Origin of the sequence: Gluconobacter cadivus (assembly GCF_015244745.1) — a bacterium.
Classification (GTDB): Bacteria; Pseudomonadota; Alphaproteobacteria; order Acetobacterales; family Acetobacteraceae; genus Gluconobacter; species Gluconobacter cadivus.
Window position 1 is genome coordinate 364,081 of the sequence record NZ_JABCQI010000002.1, and the last position, 23,528, is coordinate 387,608.

Below are 23,528 nucleotides of genomic sequence, written 5' to 3' on the forward strand. Positions count from 1 at the left end.
GGGTCCTCCAACGTCATGATGTGACGGCAAAGACGTTAGTCCAGAAGGGCAAGTCTTTCCGTCAGCAGGGAATAGAAGGCGTCTGCATCAACGTCATTGATCCATAACGCGTTCGGAACGCGATTGGTTACGTTCCACAGATCCACAACACTCTGACCCACGCATAGCGGCGCGTCGACCTCGATCTCCACATTGCAGCGCAGCCCTGCAAAAAGCTCCGGCCACAACAGGAAGCCGATGGTGAGCGGATCGTGCAACGCACCGCCCTCCCAGCCATATTTCTGCTTCTCGAACCGGTCTTCCGCCCCCAGCATCCGCACGACCATGTCCGTCACGGGCGAGCCAACCGCCGCAATCGGCTTCAGGCGGGCCGGTGTGGCAATGGCGCGATGCGTCACATCCAACGGCAGAAGCGTGATGGGGATGCCGGAACGCATGACGATGCGGGCGGCATGAGGGTCCACGAAGAAATTGAATTCAGCGGTCGGCGTGATGTTGCCACCCTCGCGCTGGGCACCGCCCATGGCCACGATCCCCGCGATCCGGGATGCGATGTCCGGTGCATGAGTCAGGGCCAGCGCCAGATTCGTCATCGGGCCCAGGCAGACCAGCGTGATCGTGCCCTCGGGCTCACGACGCAGCAGGTCCACGAGATAGGTTGCGGCATCAATAGCCTGTGGACGCAGCGTCGGCTCGGGCAGATTGGCGCCCGCCATGCCCGTTTCGCCATGCACATGCTCGGCGCTGATGGGTGCGCGATGCAGCGGACGCGCTGCGCCCGCGAATACCGGAATATCGGTCCGGCCCGTCAGTTCGAGCAGGGCGCAGGCATTTTTCGTCGTCAGGGCGACGGGAACATTGCCAGCAACGGTCGTGATGGCCTCGACCGCCAGTTCCGGCGAGGCCAGCGCCAGCAGGATGGCCACGGCATCGTCCTGACCCGGATCGGTGTCGATAACGATGCGGCGGGGTGCGGTCCCGGTGGAGCTGGCCTGTGTCATCATGCGTCTTCTTCGGAATCCTTGATCCAGACCTCGACCGGCCCCGTGACCTTGATCGTCATCGGACGGCCACGACGGTCCATGGCTTTGCCGACGGCCAGACGCACCCAGCCTTCGCTGATGCAGTATTCCTCGACGGTGGTGCGCTCTTCGCCCTTGAAGCGGACGCCGATGCCGCGCGACAGCAGTTCTTCGTTGTAATACGGGCTGTCGGGGCTGGCGGAGAGACGATCGGGAATGGTGTCGGTCATGGCTATCCTCGTTGTATCAGATCCGATCATGTCGGACCGGCGCGTCAGAGGTCTTCTCTGTAGCGCCGGATGGTCGGCTCTCCAAGTCCGGCCCCAAACGCAACGCCGGATATGGCTCCTCCCACAGGACGCAGAGCACTGCTATGAGAGACGCTCCTTGTCGGAGACAGACCGCCCATGCCGTATCGCTCTTTTCGCCATAAACCGCTGACCGCCCTGACATCGCTCGTCATGCTTCTAACGGCCGGAGCCACCCTGTCCGGCTGCGCCTCGGATGACGATGGCGACAACTGGTCCGTCAGCGCGCCCGTCTCGGCGGGGCAGGCGATCCGGCTGGATTCCGTGCCGTCCCATGAACCGGCTTCCGTCTATCGCCTGACCTATCGCAGCACGGATGCGCGCAACCCGCATCAGCTCGTGCGCGTGTCGGCACAGGTTCTGGTCCCGCGCGGTCCGGCTCCGGCGGGAGGCTGGCCTGTTCTGGCCTGGGCGCATGGAGAGAGCGGCCTGCACCTGACCTGCGCGCCGTCCGTAATGGGAATCGGTACCGTTCAGGCCCGTTTCTATGACGGATGGCTGCGTCAGGGCTTTGCGATCGTCGCGACCGACTATCCCGGCATGGGCGAGCCGGGCGCACCGCTGTTGTTGAATGCACGTTCGGAAGGCATGAGCGTGCTGGATTCCGTACGCGCGGCCCGCGAACGCCTCCCCGACCTGTCGGAGAACGTGGTGCTGAACGGCCATGCACAGGGTGGGCAGGCGGCTTTGGCGGCTGCGGCCATGGCTTCGACCTATGCGCCGCATCTGCATATTCTGGGCACGATCGCCGCCGCCCCGCCCTATCTGGACGAACAGGCGGCGCAGGAGCTTCTGCATCCCGCCAATCCGCACAGCTTCTCCCCCGCCGTGCCGGAACTTCTGACGCTCGGACAGTCGCTGGTCGAGGCCGATCCGTCCACCGACATCAACGAGGCCTTCACGCCCCGGGGGCAGCGCCTTCTGCATGATGCGGGCTCCATGTGCGCTTCGGACTTCTTCCCGATCGCCAAACGCTCCGGCCTGACGCCCGCAACCCTGCTCGAGCCCGAAGCGGGCCGCGTGCTGGCCCCTGCATTTGACTGGGCGAAATATCCGGGCTTCTCCCTGCCCTCACCTGTCCTGATCGAATCCGGCGCGCAGGATCTGCACACCTCCACAAGCCAGCAGAAACGCCTTGTCGCGCGTCTCTGCGCCGCTGGAACACCCGTGACGCACCGGATTCATGACGCCAGCCATAACGGCACGCTCGCCGCCATGATTACGGAAGCCCACAGCTTCGCCGGGCAGCTTCTTGCGGGCACCAAGCCGCCTTCGGACTGTAACTCCGCGAAGTAACCTGACGGAGAAGAGATGTTTTCGCTCCTTCGGGGGTCACTTCGCGGAAACACTCTGTTAAAATCGGCCCCATGAATATCCTGATTACAGGGGCCGCATCCGGGATCGGACGCGGTCTTGCCCTGAAACTGGCCCGTCCAGGCGTTTCCCTGCATCTGTGCGATCACGCTGAAGATGGCCTGATGGAAACAGCCCGACACTGTGAGGGGCAGGGAGCCAGAGCGGTTCCGGCCGTGCTGGACACGCGCGATCGGCAGGGCATGGCGGAGTGGGTCGCCGCCGCGTCGGAAGACCGGCTCGATATGGCGTTTCTCTGTGCGGGCATCACGGGCGGCCTGCCGCATACCGACAGCGACGGCCTACTTCTGGAGCGTGAAGAGCGCGTCCGCGACATGCTGGACATCAACCTGACTGGAACGCTCAACACGTTCTTTCCAGTCGTCGAAGCCATGCGCGGGCAGGAGCGAAACGGCGAAAAGCTGCGGGGGCGGATCTGCGTGATGGCGTCCGTCGCGGGGTTCGTGTGCTACCCCGGCACGCCGTCCTATTCCGCATCCAAGGCCGCGCTGGACCGTTTCATTGTGGCCAATGCGGCCCGGCTGGGCGGTTTCGGCATCAGCCTGACCAGCGTATGCTGCGGATTTGTGGATACGGCCATGGTGAAGGGAAACCGCTTTACCATGCCGGGTCTGGTGTCCACGGAAGAAGCCGTGCGCCGGATCCTGCGCGGAACGCTGCGCCAGACGCGCCGGGTAATCTTTCCGGCATGGTTGGTCATGGGGTCCCGCCTGATGGATCTTCTGCCGCCCCGTCTGACAGAACGCTATTACGTCACCCAGCCTTCCGCACAGCCGACGGGTATGCCGGACTTCTGACGGCCCGCACACTGAAGAACTGACATTTTGTGTCCTATCAGTAATGACCTGAAACGCGGTTTTATGGATAAACTGACCGCATGAATTTCTGCCGCCTGTTCATAGACCGCCCGGTCGCGACGACACTGATGTCCATTGCCATCTTCATGGCGGGACTGATCTGCTATCCGCTCCTGCCCGTCGCCACGATGCCGGACATGACCACGACATCCATCATGGTCGTGGCGACCCAGCCGGGCGCTGACCCGCAGCAGATGGCGACCTCCGTCACAACGCCTCTGGAACGCAGGCTCGGCTCCATCGCGGATCTGGAAAGCATCGAATCCGACACCAGTGCCGGACAGGCCCAGATTTTTCTGGAGTTCTCGTCGTCGCGGAACATCGACGGCGCCCTGCGTGACACGCAGGCAGCCCTGCGCGCCGCGCGCGCCGACCTGCCAACGGGGACCATGGACGCCGACCCGCAGGCTTTCAAAATGGATGGCGGCGGCTTCCCGGTCTATCTGATGAGCCTGACCGGAGACCAGAAAACACAGGCCGAACTTTACGATATCGCCAATATCCGCATCAAGCCGCTGCTGGCCGAGGTCAAGGGCGTGGGGCGTGTGGAGGTCGTGGGGTCGACGAATCCCGCCGTGCGCGTCGAACTCAATCCCAACCCGCTCTATAAATGGGGCATCGGGCTGGAAGACATCCGCACCGCCCTTGCCTCGGCCAATGCCTTCACACCCAAGGGTTTCATCGACAGCAACGGCCAGCGGATGATGCTGTCCACCAACGATCAGGCCGTTAACGCAGCCCAGTACCGGGACCTGATCATCGCATACCGCAACGACTTCTACCCCGTCCGGCTGAGCGACATCGCCACCGTCACGGACAGCGTGCAGGACGTTTATCAGACCAGCTACATCAACGGACACCGCGCCGTCACACTGGTCGTGACCGCCCAGCCCCATGCCAATACCGTGGCCATCGTGGACGGCATCAACGCCAACCTGACGCATCTGCGTGACGCGCTGCCTGCAGACGTCAATCTGGTCGTGGGTCTCGACACGTCCCGCTCCATCCGCGCGTCGCTGGCGGATGCGCGACTGACGCTGATCCTGTCCGTCGTGCTGGTCGTGCTTGTGATTCTGCTGTTCTTCCGCAGGTTCGTCACGACACTCATTCCGGCCGTGACGGTCCCCATCGCGCTCTCCGGCACACTGGCAGCCATGGCGGCGTTCAACTTCACGCTCGATGTCCTGTCGCTCATGTCCCTGACCATCGCAGTCGGCTTCGTGGTCGATGATGCCATCGTCGTGCTGGAAAACATCGCCCGACATATGGAGGAAGGAAAGGACCGTTACACGGCCAGTCTGGTCGGCTCTTCGGAGATCGGTTTTACGGTCCTGTCCATCAGCGCCTCTCTGGTCGCAGTCTTCATCCCGCTGCTGTTTCTGCCGGGCGGAGCGGGTTCGATCATGTTCGAGTTCTGCATGACGATGATTTCCGCCATCGTCATTTCCATGTGGCTCTCCCTCACGCTGACGCCGATGATGTGCGCGCGGATGCTGGAAATCGACCACGGCGATCAGCCCCGCAAAGGCTTGATCGGTTCTATCGCGTTCCTCACGGAAACCTCGCTGGACTGGACACTGAAACAGTATGGCCGCTCCATGCACTGGTGTCTGCGTCACCCGGTCCTGATGGGCATGACGCTGCCGCTGAGCTTTGTGGTGCTGATCGGCTCCATCGTGCTGATGCCCAAGGAATTCATCCCGTCACAGGACATGTCGCTGCTGGCGGGGCGCATCAAGGGCGACTCCACGATGTCCTTTCAGGAAATCGACCGACGCCTGAGAGAAATCGGCGCCATCGCCCAGACGGACCCCGATGTCACATCCACCACCATTTTCAGCGACGATAAAAACAGCGGTGAGCTTTATATCCATCTGAAGGAAAAGGACGAACGCGTCTCCGCCGAAACCATTCTGGACCGCATCCGCAAACGTGTGCCCAACGAACCCGGTGCGGACGTCTCGTTCTGGAGTGTGGGCGGCAGCAGTCAGGGCGGCAGCAGTTCCAAGAACACCGGCAGCTACCGCTACGTCCTGCGCGGAGACAACGTCTCGGACCTGTTCGGCTATATCCCGATCCTGCTGAACGCCCTGCGCGCCTCGGGAAAGCTGGTCAATATCTCCTCCACGACCGAAGGACAGTCCGTCGCGGCTTACATCACCGTCCAGCGCGATACGGAAGCGCGCTATGGCGTCACCCCGCAGTTGATCCAGAACGTCCTGTACGATTCCTATGGTCAGGCCATCGTCTCCACGATCCATCTGCCCACGACCGAGCACCGCGTGGTCATGGTGCTGGCGCCGAAATACCGGATGGACCCCGAGACGCTTCATCAGGTCTGGATTTCCACTTCGGCAGGGACAGCAGCGGGCGGCGTGGCCTCCAACCTGATCCGCGCCCGCAGCGACTCCAGCACCTCCGCCAGCAGCTTCACATCTCTCGCAACGGCCTCCATCCAGAACTCGCTGGCCAACCAGTTGTCCGGCAATACCTCCAGCGGTTCCGCCGTCTCATCTTTGATCGAAACCATGATCCCGCTGATGAACGTCGCGTCCATCCAGTGGAAGCCGCAGCCGCTCGATATCACCCATCGCGGCAACTATTATTCCGCCAACATCTCGTTCGATCTGGCGACGGGCGTGAGCTACAACGATGCGGTCGCGCTCATCAAACAGACCATGCAGAGCACGCACGCCCCCGATGGCGTTCTGGGTGACTTCACCGGAACGGCCGGCGACACGCGCAAGCTCATGATCAATGGCGCACTGGCGTTTCTCGCCGCCATTGCCGTGATGTATATCGTGCTGGGCATTCTCTACGAGAGCCTGATCCATCCCATCACGATCCTCTCCACCCTGCCCTCCGCCGGGATCGGCGCGGTTCTGGGGCTGTGGATTGCGGGAGAGTCCTTCAGCATCATCGCCATGATCGGCATCATCCTGCTGACGGGCATCGTCAAGAAAAACGCCATTCTCGTCATCGACTTCGCTATCCATGCCGAACGTGTCGAGAAACTCTCCCCGAAAGATGCCATCTTCAAAGCCTCTATCACCCGCTTCCGCCCCATCCTGATGACATCCCTCGCAGCCGCACTCGGGGCGGTCCCGCTCATCATCAGCAACGGTTATGGGGCAGAAATGCGCCGTCCGCTTGGTGTTTCCATCCTCGGCGGGATGATCGTCAGCCAGCTTCTAACCCTTTACACGACGCCAATCGTCTATCTTTGGATGGATGCCATCGGTGCGAGAACGAAGCGCCTGTGCCACTGGCTGCTTGGTCTGCTACGTCGCCACAGCACCTCCGCCCCTTCCGCCAGACGGACCTGAAAACCATGATCCCTTATCGTCGCGTCGCCCTGCTGGCCGCGCTGTTCCCCACGATGGCCCTTGCCGCCCCCGTGCAGCTTTTCGACCACATCTCCATCTCTCCCGATGGAAGCCGACTGCTGTCATTGCAGGAACCCGTCGGGGAGCCTGCAACAAGCACCATTTCCCAGCCTGTGCTGTATACCCTCCCCTCCGGAGCCCGCAGCAATCTGGCTCTGTGTCATGGCTGTGAAGCCAGCGCTTTCGCCTGGCGTCGCGACGGGCAGGCACTGGCCTATGTTCTGAAAGATCCTTCCGTCAAAACCCTGTCTGTCTGGCAAACGGACAAGGATGGTCACCATGCAACACAGGTCCTGACCTTCAAGGGAACCCTTCAGTCGCTGTCCTATGGACCCAAAGGACAGCTTGGCGTTCTGGCGATCGAAAACGCCCATCGACAGCCCGGCGCAATGGAAGCAGGCGCAGCCCCGACCGGGGAAATCAATGCACAGATCGACGAACAGCGGATCGCTACGATCGAAAATGGCCACCTGAACTGGCAGTCGCCCGCCAATCTGTATGTTTATGAGTATGACTGGCGCCCGGACGGCGAGGGCTTTGTCGCCACGGCTGCTCCGGGAAACGGAGACGATCATTGGTGGATTGCAAAACTCCACGCCATCGCAAATGGGACGGACACCGTTCTTTACACCCCGCCTCAGGAACAGCAGCTCAACCTTCCGCGTGTCTCTCCGGATGGAAAACAGGTGTCCTTTATCGGCGGCCTGATGAGTGACTACGGAGCGATTGGCGGCGATGCTTACAGTCTGGATCTGACAAAAGCTGGCGCGAAACCCGTCAACCTGACACCGGGGTTGAAAGCTACCGTCACCGACCTTTCCTGGGAGTGTGGGCCGGGCCTCATTGCAACAGGTCTCAAGGGAGACCGCAGCGTTATCTGGTCCCTCCAAGGCGGATTGAGATCGTTGTGGGAAGAGACCATGATGCTGTCCAACGGGCGTTCCGAACCAAGCCTGTCCTGTGCCGGGCAGCACACCGCCATTATCCGGCAGAGCTTTGAAAAGGCCCCGGAAATCGCCGCTGGCCCCATTGGGCAATGGAAGCCCGTCAATCAGGACAATGCAGCCCTTCCGGCGCATCTCAAGGCGCGCAGTCTGACATGGAAAAGCGATGGCTATTCCGTGCAGGGCTGGCTTCTGGAACCCCTGACGCGCAAGCCGGGCATGGAGAAGAACGGTAAGGTCCCGATGATCGCCTATGTTCATGGCGGACCGTCCAGCGCCTCCAACCCGCGCTATTTCCGCGATAACAGCAAGCTTGCGATGGCGCTTCTGAATGCGGGTTATGACGTCTTCATGCCCAATCCGCGCGGCAGCTTCGGACAGGGCGAAGCCTTCACTTCGGCAAACCGCCGGGATTTCGGACATGGCGATCTGCGCGATGTGCTGCGCGGGATTGATGCGGTTGAGAAAATCGCGCCTGTCGACGACCACCGTCTGGGCCTGACCGGATTTTCCTATGGCGGCTACATGACGATGTGGAGCGTCACCCAGACAAACCGCTTCCGGGCAGCTGTTGCCGGAGCCGGAATTTCAAACTGGTTGTCCTATTACGGTGAAAACAACATCGATAGCTGGATGGTACCCTTCTTCGGAAAATCCGTCTACGACGACCCGGACATCTACGCCCATTCCTCACCCATTCTCTATATCCGACAGGCTCATACTCCGACCTTCATTTTCGTCGGCTCTGCGGATGAGGAATGCCCAATGCCCCAGAGTCAGGAATTTTTCCATGCGCTCCAGACCCTGCATGTGCCGAGTTCGCTCGTCATCTATCCGGGACAGGGCCACGGCATGAGCGATCCAAAGTCCTGGGACGATGCCGTACAGCGGACCATCCACTGGTTCGACACCTATCTGACGAAGTAAAACACCGGCCTGACGGGCAGCGGCGGCTGCCCGTCAGAGAGACGGGAGAGCCGTCGTCTGCTGATGGGTTCTGCTGTCAGCGGAAAGCGGCATGATGCCGGGAATGACTTCCACTTCCGTCCGGTCCACAACACGCCCTGTCAGAACCATATGGCTGCTGGCATTGTAAACATGCACGGTATCGCCCTTCCCGCCTGTTTCCAGAACGGTTCCAGACACCGTCAGGTGAAGGCTCTCGCCGGAAAACGTCGCCACCACCGGCGAACCGCGATGGACAAGCTGGGGATGTGCAAGTTGCGACACACTGAGAACCTGACCAGCGGCAAGCACGCCACGCGCCTCCAACCCCACCGCATCCTCAGGGTTCTGTAACGCATCATCCGGAATCAGACCGACGCGGACAAACGTCATGGTGACATCGTCTGGCAGGATGGGCTGTCCCAGATGCATGGCGTGACGCAGGGTTACCGCACGCACCTCCATGGTTGCCGTGCCACTCACATTGAAAGCCGTTCCCTGCCCACCTTTGGCAGAAGGCACCTCAAGCCGAGCCGTAAAATGCTCGCTGCCATGCGGCGGACGGTCAATATGCAGAATGGCGGGTGCGCCCTGATCCGCAACCGGAACTGGCACCGGCTTGAACCCGGTCAGCGCCACTTCCACCCGTGCCTCGGAAGGCAGTTCCAGCCCTTCGCGGACAACAGGCAGGACATCATCTGCCGTAATCATCCGCGCCGTGTGGGTTACGGTCACAGATACCAAAGGCGAAGCATCCGGCCAGTCCACGCCGAACTGAGCGGCAATGGCGGTCAATTGAGGGCCACCCACTACATAACTGGCTCCGAGCGCCGGAGCATCTCCGATCTCGGTATCCTGCCCCTTGCCCAGATCATCGAACAGGTCCGACAAACGCACGCGTGGGTGATCGACATTGATGGCCGTGCGTAACGTCGCCGCCGACGCAAAGGAAAATGCCTCGCACCCCGCCAGCAGCAGAATGCCACCCGTCAGCAGGGCGCGGTTCATCTTTTACGCGCCGCCCAGATTGGTGACGGTTTTCAGCATGTCATCAGACGCGGTGATGACCTTGCTGTTCATTTCATAGGCGCGCTGTGCCGTAATGAGGTCAGTGATTTCGGTCACGACATTGACGTTCGAGTTTTCGACATAACCCTGCATGATACTGCCGTAGCCGACGGCTTCAGGGTTGCCCATCATGGCATCGCCAGAGGCCGTCGTCTGCGTGAACAGGTTCTGCCCCATCGCGGCCAGACCGTTCTCGTTGGTGAAGATGCCAAGCTGAAGCTGGCCGACGAGCGTCGTGTTGTTCTGCCCGGCGATCTGCACACTCACCTGACCAGACTGATCAATCGAAATGCTCTGGGCATTGTTGGGGATCGTGATCGTCGGGCTGATGAGATAGCCGTCTGCGGTCACGAGAGAACCGTTATTGTCCATCGAAAACGTGCCGTCGCGGGTATAGGCAAGCTGTCCCGAAGGAAGCTGGACCTGAAAATAACCGCGACCCTGAACCGCCATATCAAGGGAGTTGCTCGTCTGCTCAAGACTGCCCTGATCGTTAATGCGATAGATCGCCGCCGTCTTCACACCGAGGCCGACCTGTGCGCCGGCGGGAATAGTCGTCCCGGTATCGGAAGAGCTTGCGCCCACGCGACGGAGATTCTGATAGATCAGATCCTGAAACTCGGCGCGAGAGCGTTTATATCCCGTGGTGCTCATGTTCGCGATGTTGTTGGAAATCGTTTCGACGTTGGTCTGCTGGGCCTGCATGCCCGTTCCGGCGATGTCGAGTGCGCGCATGGAAAATTATCCTTGTCCCGTCAGGGGAAATAATCAGGCCGAAACCTGAACGATCTTGTCGATGGCGTTTTTCTGGCGCGTGGCTTCGGCATCTACGAACTGCGCCATGAACTGGAAATTCCGCTGGATTTCCATCATTTTCGTGACTTCGGTCATCATCTGGACGTTGCTGCCTTCCACCATGCCCTGCACGATATTGGGCCGTTCCACAGCGGTTGTGGGCTGCTCCGTCCGCAAAAGCCTGCTGCCTTCGGCCTGAAGTTTGTTGTCGTCCTGTGCCGTCACGATGCCGATCTGACCCTGTTCGCCCGTTTCGGTCGAGATCACGCCATCGGCGGAAATGGTGATACGGTGGTCGGTCTGGGGAATGACGATCGGCTGACCATCACGGTCCAAAAGGGCATTGCCGCTTTCATCAACGACGGCGCCGTCCTGCTGTTCCTCAAACCGCCCTGCCCGGGTCAGGCGCACACCATTGGCGGTACGGACCTGAAAATACCCCTCGCCTCCAAGCGCCAGATCCAGCGGATTGCCGGTGGACTGCATGTCGCCCTGCTGAAAGTCCCGATATGTCGCACGGTCCTGCGTATAAGATTCCGTATCCGCACCTTCGGCCTGTTTGGAGCCGTGCTGATGGGACAGGAAGTCACTGAAGAGGACATTTTCGCGTTTGTAGCCTACGGTCGATGCGTTCGACATGTTGTCCGCAACCACGGACATGGCGCGCTGCTGGGCATCCATGCGCGAAAGCGCGATATAGGTACTGTTCTCCATGGGCGTTACAGGCTCCGGTCAATCCTGATTTCGGAGCACAGCGTAGCGGCACAAAGCTTTCCCAATCGTTAAACGAACGCCCTTAACCCGACTCGCTGTGACGATATGGTGAAAGAGTCAGCAGTTCCGTCGCCTGTGCCTGCAGGACCGTCCGCTCCTCGTCCACGAAGGCAGCGACCGCCTGTCGCAGACCGGGATCGAGAATGGCATGGGCGGAATGGGTGAAGGCCGGAAGATAGCCGCGCTGGATCTTGTGTTCGCCCTGCGCCCCGGCTTCGACGCGGGAGAGGCCGTGCTCGATGGCGAAAGCAATCGCGCGGTAATAACACAGCTCGAAATGCAGGAAGGGCCAGTCCCCCTCGCAGCCCCAGTTCCGGCCGAACAGCGCGTCCGTCCCCATAAGATTCAGTGCCCCCGCAACCGCTTTTCCGTCATGATAGGCCATCATCAGGACCACGCGGTCTCCGAGGCGTTCGGATAGCATGGGAAAGAAGCGCTCCGTCAGATAGGCGCTACCCCATTTTCGGTCGATCGTGGACTGATAGAAGCGGTAGAATGCTGTCCAGTCTTCCGGCGTGATGTCGTTTCCGCGGAGCGTGCTGAAGGTCAGGCTGCAGGACTGGGCGGCGCTGCGTTCCTTACGGATGGACTTGCGTTTGCGGGAGGACAGCGCGGCCAGAAAGTCATCGAACGTCGTGTAGCCGTTATTCTGCCAGTGATACTGAAGGCCTGTTCGCGGCAGATAACCGGCGTCGGTAAAGGCATTCAGCGAAGCCGCATCGCAGAAATTGGCATGTAAAGACGACAGACCAAGCTGCGCCGTCGCCTGAATAAGTGCGGCCGCGAGGGCCTGCGCCATGGCTTGCGGATCAGGCAGATCGGGACGCAACAGGAGTCTGGGTCCGGGAACCGGTGAAAACGGAACAGCACAGACGAATTTGGGATAGTAGCGGCCGCCCGCGGCTTCATAGGCGCGGGCCCAGCTCTGGTCGAAGACGTACTCGCCCCAGGAATGGGATTTTCCATAAAGCGGGGCGAGGGCCGCGATGGAGCTGTCCGGCGCGCGCAAGGCGGCATGACGGACCAGCCAGCCGGAGCGGTCCGCGACGGAACCGCTGTCTTCAAGGGCGGACAGAAAACCGAAGGAGACAAAGGGATTGTCCGCTCCCGCACAGGCGTCCCAGGCTTCGGCCCCGATCTCGTGGATCGAGGCATGAAGGCTCAGGCTCCAGTCGGGGGACGGCATGGTCTCCGTTTCTCCCATTCGGTTTCTCCCGTATCAGGCGATTTCGAACAATGCCTCGACCTCGACCGGGGCATTCACGGGCAGGCTCGGCACACCGATGGTGGAGCGTGCATGACGTCCGGCGTCACCGAACACGTCCACAGCCAGATCGGACGCGCCGTTCATGACGGTGGCGTGGTCGGTGAATTCCGGCGTGCAGGCAATGAAGCCGCCCAGACGGACAACGCGCGTGATACGGGAAAGATCGCCGTCGAGCGCGGCCTTGGCCTGTGCCAGAACATTGATAAGGCAGGCGCGGGCACAGGCCACACCGGCATGGGCCGAAACTTCGTCACCCAGCTTGCCGGTGATAAGCAGCTTGCCGTCCACCAGCGGGAGCTGGCCGGACACGACGAGCAGGTTTCCCGTCCGTACGGTCGTGACGTAGTTCGCAACCGGAGCAGCTGCGACCGGCAGCGTGATGTCGAGGGCGGCGAGGCGGGATTCGGGGGTCGCGGTCATGGGACAATCTCCGGTTGGGGCGCCCGGAACGGGCATCTGATAGGACTATATGTTGAAGCGGGAACGGCCCGATGCCAAGGGGGAAAGGCCGGAACCGGGTCAGGTTGGCAGGCTGTCATCGCCCGCGAGGCTCCTGCGACTGCGTTCGAGTTCCTCGGCATAGCGGCGCAGGGCGTGCTGTTCGGTCAGGGTTCCGATCACCTGCCGGGACTGCGGGTCCTCGACGACCACAAGCGCATCGGCCTCGGCTTTTTCGAACAGTTCGATCGCCTCGCGGACATTCATGAGCGGTGTGAGCATGGCGTTACGGAACAGAGCCAACGTTCTGATCGGTGTCTGATCGGAAGGCGCGGCATGCAGTTCCGCCAGATGGACGATGCCGTCATAATGACCCGCTTCATCAAGCAGCACGATCCGCTGGGCCGAGCCGGGGGGAAGCAGCGTCTGCGCCCTGCTCACGGACGTCTCCGCCGGAAGGGTCCTGACCTGTCCACGCATCATCCGGCGCACATTCAGAGAGCGCATCCAGCCGATATCGACTGCAGAGCGGATGGATTCGCCCCGCAGATGGAAACGCCATGTTGCAAAGCTGTAGCCGAACAGGCGCCGCACCGTGAGCAGGGAGAGCACTGCGGCCACCAGCGTGGCACCACTCATGGACACGCTGCCGGTCAGTTCCAGCATCAGGCACACCATCGTCATGGGACTACCAATGACCGCCACGGCCATCGCGCTCATACCAATCAACGCGCAGGCCGTAACGGAATCCGGCGCAACACCCAAGAGTGCCAGAAGCGTGCCATAGATCGTCCCGGCCAGCGATCCGAGATACAACGACGCAAAAAACAACCCCCCCCGGAACCCCGACCCGATACACAGGCACGATGCCAGCGCCTTCAGGAGTAAAAGCACGACAGCCATTCGCGCAGTAACATTCCCGGCGAAGACAGTCCGCATCGCTTCATGTCCTGCAGACAGAACGGAGGGGTGCAGCGTTGCCAGCCCTCCCACAATCAGTCCGCCCACCGCCGGACGTAGCCAGACCGGGCCGGGCATGCGCCGGAACAGCCCCTCCGTCTGGGTGACGCAGAACATTAACCCGATAGCCGTCAGCGCCGTCAGAACACTGATGAGAACTGCCCCGGCCGTTCCTTCCCACGACAGGTCTCCGGGAGACGGAATAACGATGCCCGGCGGCACACTGTCCAGAAAGCGCGTCACGCCCACACCTGCCAGCGCAGCCACGGCCACAGGGGACAAACTGCCCAGAGAATAAGACCCGATCACCAGTTCGAACGCATAGAACGCGCCCGCCACCGGCGCATCGAACGCCGCCCCGATCGCGGCCCCGGCCCCGGCTCCCACCAGAACACGCAGATCTTCCCGGCGCACCCGAAATGACCGACCGATCCGGGAGCCAAATGCTGCCGCGATCTGGGTAAATCCGGCCTCAAGCCCGATGGAACCGCCCACGCCGTTGGACAGAACCGTCTGACAGACAATGACCAGACTGTCCCGTACCGACATACGTCCGCCATGCAGCGCATTTGCCTCGATGGGGTCCACTGGGCTGCGCGGCATAGTTTTTGCGATCAGTACCCCGAACAGGCCGATCATCAACCCGCCGCCGCTTAGTACGACAACTGTCCGGATAGGGGGCAAAGCGTTCAAACCGGACAGATGACCGCCGGACACGCCCGAAACACCAAAAAGCAGTCTGTGCATCCAGAAGGTGAGATGGGTCATGACGACCACACACAGCCCCGACAGAATGCCGACAAACCCCGCCAGAACGCTCAGCCAGATCTCGTTGCCACGCACCAGTGTCCGCAGATTCAGGGGGGCGTGAGGAAACAGACGCGCCTGTAAGCGGTTCAACCGCTGGCGCAGGATGCGCGAACGGTCCTGAAAAGGGGCGGGACTGGTGGACAAGCGGGCTCCCGGGCGGCAGGTGTGATCCTGTTTGACGGCAAGCGCGCTGCCGATCAACAGCTGTCATGGAAGGATCACCGATGAAACTGCATGCCATCGAACGCGGCGAAGGCCCGGAGACGGTCGTTTTCCTGCACGGACTGTTCGGGCGGGCCCGGAATCTCGGCTTTCTCCAGCGCGGCGCAGCTGCGACCTTCCGGACGCTGGCGCTGGATCTGCGCAATCACGGCCACAGCCCGCACGGCCCCGCCAGCTATGCCCTCATGGCACAGGACGTTCTGGAAACGCTGGACGATCTGGGAATCGAGCGCTTTGCGGTCGTCGGACACTCCATGGGTGGTAAGGTCGGTATGATGCTCGCGCTCGCCGCCCCGGAGCGCGTCACGAAGCTGCTCGTTGCAGACATCGCCCCGGCCCGAACAGGACATGGGCAGCACGAAATGATCTCGAAGCTCGAAACCCTCACATTTCCCCCCTCGCTGGAACGCCGGGAAGGGCTGGCCCTTCTGGAGCCCATCACAGGCAGCCGTCCCGTCGCCGAACTCCTGCTGCAAAACATCCGGCTGGGCGATTCTCCAGGCTGGAGCATCGGCTTTGACGCGCTTTCCCGAGACATTCATGACATCGAAAACTGGCCCGACCTTCAGATTGCGCCCTACGAGGGGCCGGTCCTTTTTCTGCGCGGCGGAGCCTCGCCCTATGTCCTGCCCGAACATCACGATCACATCCGGGCACTTTTCCCGCACGCGCTGATCCACTCCCTGCCCGATGCCGGGCACTGGCTGCATGTGGAACAGCCCCGGGCCTTTCTGAAAGAAATGATGGAATTTCTTCAGATTCCAGCCCGGTAAAAGACGTTACGAAATCAAACCAATCAGATAGACGGCAGTTTTTCAGGAACCAAATCGTTACGATTAAGCAACATAGTGAAAATCTAATATATTAATATTTTGGTAATTTAAAAAAATTCAATTATAATTAAAGTAAAAAAGTTACTTTTCTGAAAAATTAACGACTACAACATCACTGCCGGAACGGCACATGTAATAAACTTCTTCAGGATTACGCGGATGTACGCTCTACTGTTCTCCGAGCCCTTGGTAAATCGTGCCGAAATGCGTGTCTTTACACGGGAGAAAATCTATTCTTCCGCATTGGCCCGGGGCGCAGCCCATGGCGATAAAGAGACTATTAAGGCCATGATGATCGGCTGGTGGCCTTTTATTCAGGCTTTCGAGCGCGCTATTGACGTGCGCGTCGGCCATCTTCCCATCAAACCGCTCGTCCAGCGCTTCGGGCAGACCCGGATCAAGACCTTCTTTTCAGAAGCGCGTGAAGCCGTGCGGGAAATGAAGGAAGAGGAAGGCTCACACGCCATTCTCTGGGCCGATGGCGCAAAAGAATTCGGCCTCGACCTGTACGGAACGCATTACGACACGCTTCCCACGGTCCAGAAGCTGATCGCCAATGCCGACAGTGAAGATCCCGTGGTCTTCTTCTCCTGGCTCGCAGCCGTCGAATACATCGCCGAAGAACTGGCCGCCTATCTGTGCCATGCACCGAAATTCACCAACCTGTTCGCAAAGAAGCACTGGACATGGGGTCTGGCGCATGATGAGCACGAACATGACGGCCCGTCCCATCTGGAAATCGATGAGGATCTGGCCCGCGGGTATTATCCGTCCAACGACCCGGACATCACCCGCGCCGCGCTGACAGCCAATATGCGCGAATGCATTGAAATGTTTGAAAAAGCCAGCCACGAGATTTACGCCACGACGCCGGAAATGGCACACTAACGAAACCTTAACTCTTTAACAGCTATCTCCGTGTCCGGGGCGCCATACCCGAGGCGCGGAGATGTTGCCTGCAACAGATTCGCTCTCTGCAAAGAAAAACTTCATAAATTCCTGTCATCGTGGCCCCCTCCTCCGCTATTGGGAAGGTTCATGATGTCTTTGCCTGTCTCACCGGCTTCCGTTGTCGCCTTCCCGCCATGCGCGACATAATGACAGCCGTCCTGACCCTGCTGAAACAAATGCGGTTTGCGCGACTTTTTCCCTTCCGGGCCGAGATCCCGGCAGGCGCAGAAGAAGAGATTCGCCTTTCGCGTTGCAGAGTTCTGCGCGGTCTGAACTTCTTCCATTTCGTCCCCCAGATCAGCTGTGGCCCGATCGCAGGCCTTTGCCTGATGCGGAACTATCCTTTTTACGGCGCGATTCTGTGCGGAACAGTCCTGCTCCTGCTCGCACTTTACAACATCTGCTTTTATGCAATCCCCACCGAAAAGTTGGTCGACACTCGGCAGTCATGGATTCTCAAGGGTCTGAATTTCGCATTCGCCCTGTGCTGGGTCACCCTGCCTCCGGTCGTATTTCCTTACGGAGACGCGAATGACCGGGTTCTGGTCGCCGGCATCATGGTCGGGTTGACCGCGACGACCATTACACTGGTTCCTCTGACGGGCATGGGGGAAATCATTGCCTCCATGCTCATTCTGTCCTGCGGCGGTGCCCTGTTCGAAGCATGGACGATCGACCACGGTATTTTCTATTTTTACATCGCCATCGAAATGGCGGTTTATCTGTTCTTTGTCCTGTCCCTGACGATGGCCGTCCGCACCCTGTTCACGGCTTTTCTGGTCAGCCGGTATTCCCTCGAACAGCGCAACAGCATCGTCCAGCTCCTGCTCCGCAACGCGGATGACGACACTGGCGACTGGCTGTGGGAGACCTGCGCGTCCGGAAGCCTGCGCAATGTGTCAGCCAGTCTGGCCTCGGCCTTCGGCAACAGCCGCGAGTGGCTTGAAACCCGCATCTTCTTTGACATCCTGTCTGATCTGGCCGGCCCGGCCGCTTTTGACGGCGATGAACGGACAGGGCTTGGACGTCTGCGGCAGTGCCTCGACAACCGGATTTTCTTCCGCGACATCGTGGTGTCCGGCACCCTGCAGGGTCAGCAGCGCTTCTGGTCGCTCAGCGGGCGTCCGGTTTTTCAGGACCGCATCTTCGTCGGCTATCGGGGCGTTGGAACGGATGTGACCCAGACGCACTGGGCGCAGGAAAGCGCGTCTTTCAGGGCACGGCATGATCTGCTGACCGGTTTACCCAACCGCGGTGCTTTCCTCGATGACATGGAAACCTACCTCATCGAGGCCGCACGCACGGGAGAAGCGTTCGCACTGCTCAACCTCGATCTGGACGGCTTCAAACAGATCAACGACCGGCACGGCCATTCCGCCGGCGACGAAATGCTCCGGAAAGTCACGGTTGTCCTGAGCCGCACCCTGAGCGAACGCCACAGGCTCTACCGTTTTGGCGGCGACGAATTCATGTTGCTCGAACGCCAGACAACACCGGCCCAGGCTTCCGCCACCGCGTCCGGGCTGATCAATGCGCTGACGAACGTGCCCATCCGGGTGGGCGAAGGCGTGCGCTGCGCGGTCGGCCTCAGCGTGGGAATCGTGCTGTCCATCGGCGGCTCGGAACGTGTGGGAAGTCTGCTGGAAGCCAGTGATCTGGCGCTTTACGAGGCCAAGAGCCTCGGAGGCCACACGCATCGCTTCTACAACCCGGAGCTGCGAACCGTCGCCAAACGAAACCGGGACCTGATCCGTGCGCTCCCCCAGGCGCTGGAGGAAGGCGGTCTGGGCATTGTCTATCAGCCTTTCTTCAACACCCAGAGCCAGAAGCTCTGCGGGTTCGAGGCGCTGATCCGCTGGTCCCATCCCGAATATGGCCGCGTCCCCCCCGAGCGGATCATCCAGCTTGCCGAGGAAGCGGGGCTGATCCAGAAGCTCGGTGTCTATGTCATGGAACGGGCCTGCCTCTTTGCCAGCGAATGGGAGGACGGGCTAGTGTTGTCGATCAATGTTTCGGTCGGGCAGCTTGAGGCCCCAACCTTCCTCAAAGACACGTTCCGGGTTCTGGAAAAAACCGGCTTCCCTGCCCGCTGCCTTCAGATCGAAATGACCGAAAACATCTTCATGGAGCCGGATGCCGCGACTTTCACGCTGCTCAGCCGCCTGCAGAGCGCCGGGATTTCCATTGCGCTCGACGATTTCGGCAAGGGCTTCTCGTCTCTCGGATATCTGCGCTTCTTCCCATTCTCGAAAATCAAGCTGGACGGTCTGTTCGTCAGGGACATGCTGCGCGAATCCCGCGCCGCTTCCATTGTGCGCGCCGTGGTGGATCTGTCGATCGATCTGGGCGTGGCCGTGACTGCGGAAGGCGTGGAAAGTCAGGAACAGCTCTCCTACCTCAAGCGTCTGGGCTGCACGGAGGTTCAGGGCTATCTGCTGTCACGTCCCCTTTCCCCCGAAGATACCCGTCAGTTCATGACGACGATCCCGGCCGTGATGGAAGCGTCCTGAACTGCTTCAGGCCGTCAGGGGATTGGGAGCCGTTTTCTTCCCTTCCTCCGCCACGCGCCAGCAATACCAGGCCAGCGTCGAGCGATAGGGGGAGAAGCGGGCCGTTTCCTCTTTCAGCGCTTTTGGTTTGGGAGGCAGTTCCATTCCCCGCAGGCGCCGCCAGCCTTCCCGAACGCCAAAATCATCGACGGGCATCACGTCCGGACGGTTCAGCGTGAACATCAGCAGCATTTCGACTGTCCAGCGTCCAATCCCCCGCAAAGTGACAAGACGCGCGATCAGCTCTTCATCCGTCATGCTCCGGGCCTCGGCGCGGCTGGGAACGGTTCCATCCAGACGGGCCTGTGCAACACCGCGCATGGCCAGAAGTTTGTTTCCCGAAAGGCCGCAGGCACGCAGGCTTTCCTCAGACAGTTCCAGAAGCCGTCCGGGCGCTGGCGGCGCTCCATCCACGGTACCCTGCTCTCCCAGAACGCAGAGGCGTCCGAAAATCTTCCGCGCGGCGACCCCATGAAGCTGTTGCCCGGCGATGGCGCGCAGAAGGGCATCATAAGGCTCCTGCCCGTCATCACCCCTCAGGGTGCAGGGTCCAATACGCGCCATGGCCGCCGCCAGACCGGGATCGGAGCCAAGAAGTGTGGCATAATCAGCCATCAGACATGCGCCTTTCCGGAAGTTAAGGTTCGGGTGACTCTTTGTGTCTTTCGTGGGTCTCGCATTACTGCCATGATATGCCAAGACAGACGCCCACCCCCAGCCCCGGATAACCAGCCTGCCGGATGACAACCCCGACCGCCCTGGTGCAAAAGGTCTGGCGATGATGCGACGCCACCTTCTCCTTACCGACCGGCTGTTTTCTGCCAGGTCCTTTCCCGACGGACGGCCCCGCCTATGAGCGGAATAGCCACAGTTACGTCTGGAAAGCCGCAGAAGCGCGAGCCGCAGCTCTTCGCCCCCTCGGCGCGGACTGCCCCCGCACGTCCGCAGCACGCCCCGGCCGGAACGCGCGAACGCCTGCGGGATTACGTCCCGCCCGCAATCCCGGTCCGTCCGGTGCTGACGCCGATGATGCGTCCGCAAACCATTGTCGAAAACGGGCCAACAGTTCCGTTCATCTTCTCGGCGGGGCTTCACGCGGCCATTCTGGCCTTCCTGCTGATGCAGCATCAGGGCATGCATGGCTCGCCTGCGGGGCAGGAGCAGCCGCAGGTCGAGATGGTTTTCGATACCCCGCCCTCGAAAAGCAGCATGCGCGGGCCACGGGCGCATGAAGAAGGCGGTGCGCCCCCTCCTCCCTCAGCCCAGAGCCCGCAGGAAACACAGGAAGACCAGCAACAGCCGCAGAAGGAGCAATCTACTCCGACGCCTGCCGTCCCGACACCTGAAACGCCGTCCGCGCCTGAAGTGCCAGAAGAACCCTCAGCCGAATTGCCCAAGACAGCCCCCACCCCGGCCCCCATTACCCCCGGAGCAGCGCCAAGCCGCCGCAGCCAGCAGACGTCGCCACATGCTCATCACGCGCAGCGGTCGGTTCGCTCCGACCGGAACAATCCGTTCGCCCATCCGATGGATCTGTCCTTCGGTGAACAGCCGTCGCCCTATCGTCGCCACCGTGGCCGCGCCTCGGGGTCCGGTGGTCCGATCGACATGTCTCTTGGACCGCTCAGTCTGAACGGCGCCATCAACGCACCGTATCAGACCCGCACCAGCGTCAAGGGCGTCAGCGAAGATTACGGCGGGGAAATCGACCGCTGGATCCGGGCGCATATGTACTATCCGGAAGAAGCCGCCCGTGCAGGCGAGGATGGTCCATCCTCGGTGCATGTGGTGCTGGACCGGTCGGGCCATGTGAAATCCGTCCGTCTGATGAGCCAGTCCGGCTCCTATTCGCTGGATGCGGCGACGACCGGCATGTTCCAGGGCGCACATCTGCCGCCGGTCCCGCCGGATATGAAGGGTGACCATTTCGATATCGACGTCACGATCAACTACATCCTGATCCGCCGGTAAGGACAGCAGCCGACGGAGGGCGCGGCTTCGACATCGGAGCCGCAATCCCATACAGTCCGTCAGGTCACCGTCCTGTTGCCGGAGCCCCGATGCGCCGTTTCCGTTCTGCCCTGCTGCCTCTCTGTCTCCCGCTGACCCTCCCACTGGCTCTGGGGGGCTGTTTCAGCCTTTCCCGCCCCTTCGCCGACCCTGGGCAGCAGGCCAGATACCTTACGGCAGCCAATCTCCCTCCTGCGCGCCTCGCCGTCCCGACCCCGCCAAACGCGCTGCTGTCCGACGATGCTGCCGCGCTCTGGGCCCATGATGTGGCACAGGCCATGGTCAACCAGTCCGTTCCCGCCATCGCACAGCCCCGCAAAAAGGGAGACTGGTGGGTGAAACTGAGCGCGGCCACCCACGGGAATACGGTCGTCCCCCACTACGTCATCATGACCCCGGAAGGAAAAGCGCGAGCGGAAACAGACGGGGCTGCCGTGGATATGGCGTCCTGGAGCGCAGGAGACCGGCTGGCGCTTCAGGACGCCGCCATACACGAAGCGCCCCAGCTTGCGACCCTGCTGACGGGCATTCAGGCGAACATGATGCAGCAGGACCCGCACAGCCTCATGAACCGCCCGGCAAAAATCTGCTTCAAAGGCGTCACCGGTGCCCCCGGAGACGGAAATGTCTCCCTCGCCCGCGCCTTCTATTCGTCCTTTCCCGACAAGACCAACACGGTCACGACAACCGAAAAAGGTGCAGACTTCATCGTCCGCGGAACAGTCGATCTCAAGAAAGGCGCTGCGGGCAATACCGGTCATCCGGTCGACCATATTGAGATCGTCTGGCATGTCCTGACGCCGGATGGGAAAGAGGCAGGCGCTGCCACCCAGCTGCACGACATCGCCCCTCATTCACTGGATGGCGCATGGGGTGATACAGCGGACATGGCTGCCGAAGAAGCAGCCCAAGGCGTGCGGACCATCGTCACCAACTATTCGGGCCGCGAACATGCCCCGCTGCCGGAGACAAAGGGTCCTCCGAAAAAATCGGCCTGATACAGAAGAACGGGGGGTTCCATTCCATTAATGTAACTCTGAGTATCTTTATGTAATACAATTTGTTACATCACTCCGGCCTTTTCATCCGGAGTGTCCGATGCGTGTTTCTTTCCGTTTGCTGCTGTCCAGCCTGGGTTTCTGTGCAGGCCTTGCTCCCCTCGCCGCTTTTGCAGACCCGGCCCCTGTCATTGCCGTAAACCGTGAGATCGGCCTTTCGATGACGGGCACGTTCCGCAACAGCGTCAGCGGCGGCAATTCCCGCCTGATGGAGAATAGCGGTTCCGGCTTCATCACACAGTCAACAAGCACCTCGCGCTACCGCACCATCGGCTGGACCCCTGGCTTTCAGGCCGATGCCTCGGTCATGTTCAACGCCTTCGGGATCGAGAACCTTTACGGCGCGCTCCATTTCTCGCTCGAAGATGGCCAGAGAAACTACAAGTCCCACTACCGCAGCTATTCCAGCAATTCTGCACCATACGGGTTCTCCGCTGGCGGAAACGACAGCTCCAACGGCACGGACAATCGGGGAGAGATCGGCAAGGGCTTTCTTCTGCTCTCCGATAGCTTGCTGCTGACGCCTTTCATTCAGGGCGGATATGTCACGAGCGGCAGTGACGGAGATTTCGGCTACGGCTCTGGCCGTTACTTCGCGGGCGCTGGCCTGAAAGCCGATTACGCTCTCACCTCCCGCCTCGTCCTGCGTGGGCGGTTCGGATGGGCGGAAGTTCTCAATTCCGGCATTTCCTACAACAACCAGCCCCGTCCCCTGTGGGAAGGCGGCCTTGGCATGGATTACCGCATGACCCAGCGCCTCCACCTGACGGCGGGAGGAGACTACTCCTACATTTCCTACGGCCATGATCGACAGGTGGAATCCAGCACAGAATTTGGAGCAGCCTATTCTTATTCCGGCGTCTCAAGTGCCCTGAGCAACGGTCTGAAGCTGCATGCGGGTCTAGCCTGGCAGTTCTGATTCTGTCTGACAGACCGCGTCCGGCTGGCACGGCATGC

20 protein-coding genes are annotated in these 23,528 nt (G+C 60.9%); 10 read left to right on the plus strand and 10 right to left on the minus strand.

Annotated features, from left to right (window positions below; translation table 11 throughout):
• Positions 1 to 35: 35 nt before the first annotated feature.
• Both HKD28_RS04550 and HKD28_RS04555 read right to left on the minus strand, forming a co-directional pair.
• Positions 36 to 1,004 (minus strand): nucleoside hydrolase, encoded by a 969-nt coding sequence (locus HKD28_RS04550; protein WP_194267202.1) that lies wholly within the window; start codon positions 1,002 to 1,004, stop codon positions 36 to 38.
• Positions 1,001 to 1,252 (minus strand): DUF3297 family protein, encoded by a 252-nt coding sequence (locus HKD28_RS04555; protein WP_099285842.1) that lies wholly within the window; start codon positions 1,250 to 1,252, stop codon positions 1,001 to 1,003. The genes HKD28_RS04550 and HKD28_RS04555 overlap by 4 nt, the downstream gene beginning before the upstream one ends.
• Positions 1,253 to 1,429: 177 nt before the next feature.
• Here HKD28_RS04555 and HKD28_RS04560 point away from each other — a divergent pair, with 177 nt between their 5' ends.
• From HKD28_RS04560 to HKD28_RS04575, 4 genes are all read left to right on the plus strand, one after another.
• Positions 1,430 to 2,626 carry a lipase family protein gene (locus HKD28_RS04560; protein WP_194267203.1) on the plus strand — a complete coding sequence of 399 codons (1,197 nt, stop codon included), beginning with the start codon at positions 1,430 to 1,432 and terminating at the stop codon, positions 2,624 to 2,626.
• A gap of 71 nt (positions 2,627 to 2,697) precedes the next feature.
• Positions 2,698 to 3,501 (plus strand): SDR family NAD(P)-dependent oxidoreductase, encoded by an 804-nt coding sequence (locus tag HKD28_RS04565; RefSeq protein ID WP_194267204.1) that lies wholly within the window; start codon positions 2,698 to 2,700, stop codon positions 3,499 to 3,501.
• Between the two features lie 80 nt (positions 3,502 to 3,581).
• Complete coding sequence (locus tag HKD28_RS04570; protein WP_194267205.1) at positions 3,582 to 6,887, plus strand: efflux RND transporter permease subunit; 3,306 nt, start codon at positions 3,582 to 3,584, stop codon at positions 6,885 to 6,887.
• Positions 6,888 to 6,892: 5 nt separating this feature from the next.
• A complete protein-coding gene (locus tag HKD28_RS04575; RefSeq protein WP_194267207.1) occupies positions 6,893 to 8,818 on the plus strand; it encodes an alpha/beta hydrolase family protein in 1,926 nt (641 codons plus the stop codon).
• A gap of 33 nt (positions 8,819 to 8,851) precedes the next feature.
• Here the strand turns inward: HKD28_RS04575 and flgA are convergent, their stop codons facing one another.
• The 6 genes from flgA to HKD28_RS04605 form a co-directional block, all read right to left on the minus strand.
• Complete coding sequence (flgA, locus tag HKD28_RS04580) at positions 8,852 to 9,844, minus strand: flagellar basal body P-ring formation chaperone FlgA (RefSeq protein WP_194267209.1); 993 nt, start codon at positions 9,842 to 9,844, stop codon at positions 8,852 to 8,854.
• Between the two features lie 3 nt (positions 9,845 to 9,847).
• The gene (flgG, locus tag HKD28_RS04585; protein ID WP_194261072.1) at positions 9,848 to 10,639 is read right to left on the minus strand and encodes a flagellar basal-body rod protein FlgG; all 792 of its coding nucleotides are present in this window, start codon (positions 10,637 to 10,639) and stop codon (positions 9,848 to 9,850) included.
• 33 nt (positions 10,640 to 10,672) lie between these two features.
• Positions 10,673 to 11,413, minus strand: a complete 741-nt coding sequence (gene flgF / locus HKD28_RS04590; protein ID WP_194261071.1) for a flagellar basal-body rod protein FlgF — start codon at positions 11,411 to 11,413, stop codon at positions 10,673 to 10,675.
• Positions 11,414 to 11,495: 82 nt separating this feature from the next.
• Positions 11,496 to 12,659, minus strand: coding sequence for a GNAT family N-acetyltransferase (locus HKD28_RS04595; protein ID WP_235993294.1), 1,164 nt, complete (start codon positions 12,657 to 12,659; stop codon positions 11,496 to 11,498).
• Between the two features lie 33 nt (positions 12,660 to 12,692).
• Complete coding sequence (locus tag HKD28_RS04600; RefSeq protein ID WP_062027944.1) at positions 12,693 to 13,160, minus strand: RidA family protein; 468 nt, start codon at positions 13,158 to 13,160, stop codon at positions 12,693 to 12,695.
• 99 nt (positions 13,161 to 13,259) lie between these two features.
• Positions 13,260 to 15,038, minus strand: coding sequence for a chloride channel protein (locus tag HKD28_RS04605; RefSeq protein ID WP_194267471.1), 1,779 nt, complete (start codon positions 15,036 to 15,038; stop codon positions 13,260 to 13,262).
• Positions 15,039 to 15,172: 134 nt separating this feature from the next.
• On the opposite strand from HKD28_RS04605, the gene HKD28_RS04610 reads away from it, so the two are divergent.
• The gene (locus tag HKD28_RS04610; RefSeq protein ID WP_194267214.1) at positions 15,173 to 15,943 is read left to right on the plus strand and encodes an alpha/beta fold hydrolase; all 771 of its coding nucleotides are present in this window, start codon (positions 15,173 to 15,175) and stop codon (positions 15,941 to 15,943) included.
• Positions 15,944 to 16,162: 219 nt separating this feature from the next.
• Positions 16,163 to 16,891, plus strand: a complete 729-nt coding sequence (locus HKD28_RS04615; protein ID WP_099285988.1) for a hypothetical protein — start codon at positions 16,163 to 16,165, stop codon at positions 16,889 to 16,891.
• Positions 16,892 to 16,992: 101 nt separating this feature from the next.
• Here the strand turns inward: HKD28_RS04615 and HKD28_RS15680 are convergent, their stop codons facing one another.
• Positions 16,993 to 17,238, minus strand: coding sequence for a hypothetical protein (locus HKD28_RS15680; RefSeq protein WP_235993295.1), 246 nt, complete (start codon positions 17,236 to 17,238; stop codon positions 16,993 to 16,995).
• Between the two features lie 45 nt (positions 17,239 to 17,283).
• Between HKD28_RS15680 and HKD28_RS04620 the strand changes: the two genes are divergently transcribed.
• Positions 17,284 to 19,464 (plus strand): putative bifunctional diguanylate cyclase/phosphodiesterase, encoded by a 2,181-nt coding sequence (locus HKD28_RS04620; protein WP_235993296.1) that lies wholly within the window; start codon positions 17,284 to 17,286, stop codon positions 19,462 to 19,464.
• Between the two features lie 6 nt (positions 19,465 to 19,470).
• On the opposite strand, the gene HKD28_RS04625 is transcribed toward HKD28_RS04620, so the two are convergent.
• Complete coding sequence (locus HKD28_RS04625) at positions 19,471 to 20,118, minus strand: DNA-3-methyladenine glycosylase family protein (protein ID WP_194267216.1); 648 nt, start codon at positions 20,116 to 20,118, stop codon at positions 19,471 to 19,473.
• A 237-nt stretch (positions 20,119 to 20,355) separates the two neighbouring features.
• Here HKD28_RS04625 and HKD28_RS04630 point away from each other — a divergent pair, with 237 nt between their 5' ends.
• The 3 genes from HKD28_RS04630 to HKD28_RS04640 all read left to right on the plus strand — a co-directional run bounded on the left by HKD28_RS04630 (position 20,356) and on the right by HKD28_RS04640 (position 23,490).
• Positions 20,356 to 21,474, plus strand: coding sequence for an energy transducer TonB (locus HKD28_RS04630; protein WP_194261066.1), 1,119 nt, complete (start codon positions 20,356 to 20,358; stop codon positions 21,472 to 21,474).
• 89 nt (positions 21,475 to 21,563) lie between these two features.
• Positions 21,564 to 22,511: a hypothetical protein gene (locus HKD28_RS04635; protein ID WP_194267217.1), complete on the plus strand. Its 948-nt coding sequence runs from the start codon at positions 21,564 to 21,566 to the stop codon at positions 22,509 to 22,511.
• A gap of 100 nt (positions 22,512 to 22,611) precedes the next feature.
• Positions 22,612 to 23,490 carry a hypothetical protein gene (locus HKD28_RS04640; RefSeq protein ID WP_194267219.1) on the plus strand — a complete coding sequence of 293 codons (879 nt, stop codon included), beginning with the start codon at positions 22,612 to 22,614 and terminating at the stop codon, positions 23,488 to 23,490.
• The last annotated feature ends 38 nt before the right edge of the window (positions 23,491 to 23,528 follow it).